The following is a 6189-nucleotide window of genomic DNA, read 5'->3' as shown; positions in this document are numbered from 1 at the left end:
GGTCCCGCCACTCGGGGTGCTGCTGGAGCAGCCGCAGCAGGTCCTGGAAGTCCTTCACGGTAAAAGGCATGGCAGGATCATTGTAGCGCGGGCAGGCCGGATCCGTCCGGCGGACGGCCCGGGTCCCTGCCATCCGGTCTAGCGGGTGGGCGAGGGGAGGAGGGGCTGCGGGAAGAGGATCCCGGTCTGTCCCACACCCACGGCCCCCACCGCCTGCGGGAAGGCCGTGAGCCAGGCCTCCAGCCACACGGCCTGATCCGCCCCCCGGTACGTGGCGCTCGCGGCCCAGCACTGCTGGTAGTAGTTCAGCTGGATGGTGTCGTGGAAGATCTGGCCGCTGAGCGCAGCGTACCGCCCTGTGTACACCACCTCCCACTGGTCGGACAGCCGCGCCCGCACCTGGGCTTCAACCGTGGCGAGGCTCCCCAGGGTCAGGTCGTACTGGGCCGCGGCAGCCAGGGTCCACCCGGGAAGCGGCAGCCACTGCACCTGCAGCACCACCGGATCCGGCAGCGCCCGGAGGAAGTTGTATGGGATTGCGAGGTCCGCGGTGAGGGTAGGGGCCTGGTAGGTGAGCCGCGCCTGCAGGGTGTTGATACGGGTGGGATCCCGGTCGAACTGGAAAGGGGTATCCCCGGCGACGTCCTTATAGGTGTAGGTCAGGCGGCCCAGAAGCTGCGGGCCGATCTGCTGGCTGACCCCGAGACTTCCGAACACCAGGGCCCGCAGGTTCCCGGTGGTGTAGTAGGACGTTCGGAGGGAGAGCTGGAGGTTTGCGGAGGTCTGCGGACTCAGGGTGTGGGTGCCGGAGAGGACCGCCTGGACGTCCAGCCGTCCCGCGGGGAGCGAGAGCATGCCCGTCCCTGAGGGGGTAGTCTCGACGTAGTAGCCCATGGAGCCCTGGAGCTGCAGGGAGAGATTGACGCTGCCCAGTCGGAGCGATTGAGGGAAGCCCGTGTAGAGGAGTTCGGGGAGCCGCGAGACCGAGGGGACGAGGTCTCCCGGGTAGGCCTCCCCCTCCAGGTCCACCCGCTGCTCCGCCACAAGCTGCAGGGTATATCCGGGCCTGGTGTACGTGAGCTCGAGCCGGGGCGTGGCTTCCAGATCCGTGAAGCTCGGACCACCCCGCTGGCTGGTGGGGATCTGCAGCCGGGCCGTGAGGTTGGGGGCCAGGGTCCGGTTGTACTGGAAGAGGGCGTTCAGGAAGTCCCCAGCAAACCCCTGCGGGGTGTCGTTGCGGGTGTAGGCGGCGAAGAGGTTAGCGGACTGTACAGGGTCGGAGTACACGGCGTCGAGGCTGGCGTACAGGGACCGCGTGAGGCTCCCGTCCGCCAGCTGCCGGCGGAACTCGTCGTAGAAGGCCCCCACGGCGAGTCCTCCTCCGAAATCGTGGCGGTGCTGCAGCCGCAGCCGAAGGTCGGAGCCAGCCACCTTCCGGTTCTGCAGGAAGTACACGAAGTAGTTTCCCTGGCCCCGGCTGTACCGCCACAGGTGCTCGACTCCACCGCCAAACCCGATTCGCTCCATCCAGTCCGTGTACACAAACCCCAGGTGCTCGTCGCTCAGGAAATACGTGGTAGTCATCTTAATGAAGAACCCCTCCTCCTCGCTGTAGCCCACAAGCGGCAGGATCCGGGTCTGCCGCGGCTCTCGAAGGAAGAGCAGGAAGAAAGGCAGGGTCAGGACCTTGACCCCGAAGAGATACAGGGAGACCTCCCGCATCACCACCCGATCCTGGGGGATGAACTCGATCTCCCGGGCCGCCAGCCTGTATGGAGCCCCCGGGTCGTCCAGGTCGCATGTGGTGACCTCCGCGTCGTAAAAGCACATTCGTTGTTCGGGGTTCCCCTCCATCCGGCCCGCCCGGATGTGGATTGGGTCTCGGACCAGGGGATCCCGCCACCGGGTCTCCGCGACCTCCAGGCTGCCGAGACGGGTGCGCAGGTTGTACGTGAGCTGCTCCGCGGTCACCACCTGTCCCGCGCTCTCGAGAACTACCCTTCCTCGGGCCACGAGCTCCATGGGCTCCAGTTCGAGCAGCACCTCCTCTGCCCGGAGGGTGAGCTCCTGGTACTCCACCACCACGTTGCCCCGGGCAGAGACCACCTGCCGGGCCCGGTCGTACCGGAGGTAATCAGCCCGGACCCGGATGGGGACTCCTTCCCCCTGGTCCTCCTGCGGGGAAGCAGGGGCTACCAGTGCGAGGGCCAGAAGGGTGGCGAGAAGGCTGATCCGGAGACGCAAGTCGGTTCCCTATGGGGTTGGTGGGGCTGCCCCGGGCTTCCACAGCCAGAGGCTCGGCGCTCCCTGCGGGTGCTGGGCCCACGGGTCTGCGAACGGGCCCTCCCACCCGAAGGGATCCACCCAGGCCGGGCCCCCGGAGTTCGTGCCATCCAGGCGGATGACCTCAAAGTGCAGGTGCGGCCCCGTGCTGCAACCCGTGTTTCCGGAAAGCCCGATCTGCTGCCCGGCCGCCACCCGCTGTCCTGTCCGTACGTCCACCCGGTCGAGGTGGTGGTAGCCCACCCGGAACCGAGTTCCGTCCGGAGCGATCACCAGGATCTCCACCGCGAGCTGGTCCGAGACGATTCGACCGAACCCGGGAAGAGGACAAAAGAAGGGGGACAAGGTACCCGCGGTCACCACCTCTCCCTCCGCCACCGCGAACACCGGGGTTCCCCGCCACAGCAGCCAGTCCCACCCCGTGTGGCCCTCGTTCCCGAACAGGAACCGGTTCCCCCGGAAGGTGAGGGAGTAGCCCTTGCCTGCAGGCTGCCCGGGATACTGGTGGTCGAAGACGTTGGTCACCCCGGGGTCACCCTGGAAGGGGCGGTCGAAGAGGGCCAGGGTGCGGTTTTCGGGCCTGGGCGTGGGGCCGCTTGGGGGCTCCAGTACGACCGTGTCCCCGCATCCCGAGGTCAGCAACGGGAGCCACAGCAAGCAGGCCACAAACCTCATGGCCGCACCGGGAAGGTGGTGTCCACGGCACCGTAGGCCTCGAAGGTGTCCTCCTTGAGGGAGACCACCACCCGCTCCGCTTCTAGCCACGCGCCGTCCTCCCGCTGCATGCGGGCCCGCCGGCCCACGAGGAGGATGATTCCGTTGCGGTCGTCGTACTCCGCCCGCTCCCCCACCGCGCTGCGCTTGCCCTGGGTCACCCGCACGTTGCCGGTGGCCACCGCGTCGCGGGTGCCGAGGTAGATCACGATGCGGTCCGCCTGGATGGTGGCCGGGGTTTCCAGGGCCTTTTTCTCCTCTTCCGTCTCCGGGGGCCGGGCGAGCCGCTCCCGCACCAGCCACTGCCCGCTACGCTGGTGGACCTCGGCCCTTCCCCGGAGCTCCATCCGATCGTCCTGTTCGGAATAGTGGGCCTCGTCCGCCCGGGCCTCCTTATCGACCTGCACGAGGCGCACCTCCCCTTCGGCCCGGGCCTCGTTGGTCTGCTGCCAGCGGAACCAGAGGGTCCGGGAAGCGGTGATGGTGGTGTCCTCCTTGGCGAGGGCTGCCACCACCCGATCCTGTTCCCGGCCCCGGGGCGGAGGCCCGCCCTTGCGTACGAGGCGTGCGGGGCCCCGCACCCGGGCCTCCTGCCTCGTGAGATCCGCCCACATGGCCTCGCCCTCAAGGGTGGAATCCTTGGTCTGGAGCCGTACGCTCCCCGTGGCGTCCGCGATCTTCTCCCGTACCCGGTAGGTGAGCCGGTCCGCGCGCAGGGTCTGGTCCGGCTGCACCACCACGACCTCCCCTGTAGCTTCCACCAACTGGTCCTGCAGCCGGTAGAGGAGCTCCCGTGCCCGGAGGGTCAGATCGGACTGCTGTACCACCACGCCCCCTGAGGCATGCACGACGCGGGGAGAGGCCTCGTACCGGACCGAGGGCGCGGAGAGGGTGGTGGCGCCCTGAACGACCCGCGCTTCTCCCTCTGCCCAGGCGGTGCGGGTCCGCTCGTGGTAGGTGAGGGTTGTGCTCGTGACCGTGACGTCGCCCAGCACGAGCCGCACGTTCCCGCGTGCCTCGAAGACGCCGTTGCGGGCGTCGTACCGGATCCGGTCCGCCTGCAGCCGACCCTGTCCGGACTCCGGGACCTGCATGGGCTGCTGGGCGAAGACGGGCAGGGCCAGGGTTGCTCCTAGGAGGACGGCCAGGACCCACCTGTACCTCATCGGCCTCCCTCCGGACCGGGGCTGGGGAGGGAGCGGATGTCCAGCTGGACGTCCACCTCCCCCTCCATCTCCACCACGTCCCGCTGCACGTGGTAGCGCAGGATCCGGGCCCGGGCGTGGTTCCGACCCAGCTGGAACTCCACGCCCTTGGGGAAGACGAGGAGGGCCCGGTCGTTGTGGTACACCACCTCCGGCGCCCGCAGCCAATCCCCATCCGGGGAGGTGATCTCCACCTCGCCGGTGGCGACGAAGTTCTGGGTTGACCGGTTGAAGACGATGCGCCTCGCCCGCACCCTCAGGAACTCCTTCCCCTCCCGGAACACGGTGGCCCGCGCCACATCCTTCAGGGTGGCACGTTGCTGATCCGGCGTTACCTCCGCCTCCCGCGCCCGCAGGTCTACCTGGGGCGCTCCGCGGTGCCGGACCACCACCCGGGTTTCCTCGGCCCGCAGAGCAACCGGCGGAGCGGGCGTGGCTGGGACCTCAGGGACGGGCTCCGTGCGCATGGCCCAGGCGAACCCGGCCACCAGCCCCGCAGTGATCCCCACGATCAACAGCGTCCTCATCCCGCCTCCACAGGCCGGGCGGAGACCGGAGGCGTGACCTGAGGCCGCCGCCCCCTCAGCAGACCCTCCACGTAGAGGTACAGGAGGACGCCGCCCGCAAGAAACGCCAGGTTGGCGGCCCACGCGCCCAGGAAGGGGTGGAGGGTCCCCGCCTTGGCCCATGCCCGGGCCGTGCTCATCACCGCGTAGTACACGAACACCAGCGCAATGGCCGCTCCCACCCCCGTGTAATGCCCTCCCCGGGCCGCCACGAGCCCCAGAGGAGCCGCCATGAAGGCGAAGATGAGGGCCGCGAGCGGGGCCGCGAACTTGAAGTAGTAGTCCACCGCCAGGGGCTGGGGATCCACCCCGCTGGAGCGGAGCTGCTGGAGGTGCTGCCGCAGCTCTGAGGCGGACATCTCGTCCGGGGTCTTCTGCTGGAGCAGAAATCCCTGTGCGTCCACGTCCACCCGGAGCTCGAACCGCTCAAAGCCCGCCTCGTAACTGGTGAACCCGTTCCGATCCAGCTCCCGGACCACCCCGTCTTCCAGCACCCATACCCCTTCCCCGAAGGTGGCCCGTTGGGCGGTGATGAGGCGCGGGTAGGCGCCCCCGAGTTCGTACACCATCACCCCCTGCAGGATCCGGTTCGTGTAGTCCACCTGTCGCACGTAGAAGTACCGGTTCTGCGGTCCCCGGAAGAAGACGTCCTGCTTGATGTTGGGGAAGATCTCGCGGAAGATGGTGCGGCGCACGAGTTCGTCCGCCTTGCGGTTCGCGAGCGGCGTGAGGTACTCGTTCACCCCGAACGACAGGGCGCTTATCAGTAGCCCGAAGCCCATCACGGGGAGGAAGATCCGGGTGAGCGACAGCCCCGCCATCCGGAGGGCGATGATCTCCCCGTCCTTCGTGAGTCGCCCCACTCCCAGCAGGGTTCCGAGCAGGGTGGCGACCGGGAAGGTGATCACCAGCATGTGCGGGAGCTTGTAGAAGAACAGGCGCAAAAGGGCCCACAGCGGAACCTGTCCCCGTGCCAGGTACTCCGCGAGCACGTAGAGGATGTCGCCCACGAGGATGACGAGGAACGCGAAGACCCCCGCCAGAAAGGGCGGGAGGAGCTCCCGGGTCACGTACCGATCGAGCAGGGAGGGCATAAAGCCGCTACCTCCTCCGCCCCTGCCACTGCTGGCGCACCTGCGGCACGTTCACGTTCCGGAGACCCTCCTCCACGAATCGTGCGAGGTTCACCTGTCCCCGCTCCAGGTCCATGAGGCGCTGCGCGAAGTGCCGCACGAGCACCAGCCCCTCGTTGAAGGTGGCGTCGAGGTAGTCCGACTGCTCCTGGAGGTTGGGGAGGAACAGACGGGCCTCCACGGCCCGCACCAGGCTCTCCCGCACCACCGCCTCCCAGTCCTCCCATCCCCGGGCCTCCGCCTCCTGCTTGACCAAGTCAAAGAGTTCCCGGGACTGTGAGGCGGCCT

General features: G+C 68.3%; 6 protein-coding genes. All 6 read right to left on the bottom strand.

All coding sequences use genetic code 11. From position 1 onward, the window contains the following. Positions 1-138: 138 nt before the first annotated feature. A complete protein-coding gene (locus tag N0A24_12155; GenBank protein ID MCS7174090.1) occupies positions 139-2244 on the bottom strand; it encodes a hypothetical protein in 2106 nt (701 codons plus the stop codon). A 9-nt stretch (positions 2245-2253) separates the two neighbouring features. Then, positions 2254-2958 carry a M23 family metallopeptidase gene (locus tag N0A24_12150; GenBank protein MCS7174089.1) on the bottom strand — a complete coding sequence of 235 codons (705 nt, stop codon included), beginning with the start codon at positions 2956-2958 and terminating at the stop codon, positions 2254-2256. Beyond that, on the bottom strand, positions 2955-4163 hold the full coding sequence (locus N0A24_12145; GenBank protein ID MCS7174088.1) for a hypothetical protein: 1209 nt from the start codon (positions 4161-4163) through the stop codon (positions 2955-2957). The genes N0A24_12150 and N0A24_12145 overlap by 4 nt, the downstream gene beginning before the upstream one ends. Beyond that, positions 4160-4729 carry an LPS export ABC transporter periplasmic protein LptC gene (gene lptC / locus N0A24_12140; GenBank protein ID MCS7174087.1) on the bottom strand — a complete coding sequence of 190 codons (570 nt, stop codon included), beginning with the start codon at positions 4727-4729 and terminating at the stop codon, positions 4160-4162. The genes N0A24_12145 and lptC overlap by 4 nt, the downstream gene beginning before the upstream one ends. After that, complete coding sequence (locus N0A24_12135) at positions 4726-5862, bottom strand: LptF/LptG family permease (GenBank protein MCS7174086.1); 1137 nt, start codon at positions 5860-5862, stop codon at positions 4726-4728. The genes lptC and N0A24_12135 overlap by 4 nt, the downstream gene beginning before the upstream one ends. A gap of 7 nt (positions 5863-5869) precedes the next feature. Next, positions 5870-6189: hypothetical protein (locus tag N0A24_12130; GenBank protein ID MCS7174085.1), on the bottom strand; the 320-nt coding region annotated here is incomplete at its 5' end.

The organism is Armatimonadota bacterium (genome assembly GCA_025059775.1).
Classification (GTDB): Bacteria; Sysuimicrobiota; Sysuimicrobiia; order Sysuimicrobiales; family Sysuimicrobiaceae; genus Sysuimicrobium.
The sequence above is the reverse complement of the archived record's forward strand: the minus strand, read 5'-3'. Positions and strand labels throughout refer to the sequence as shown.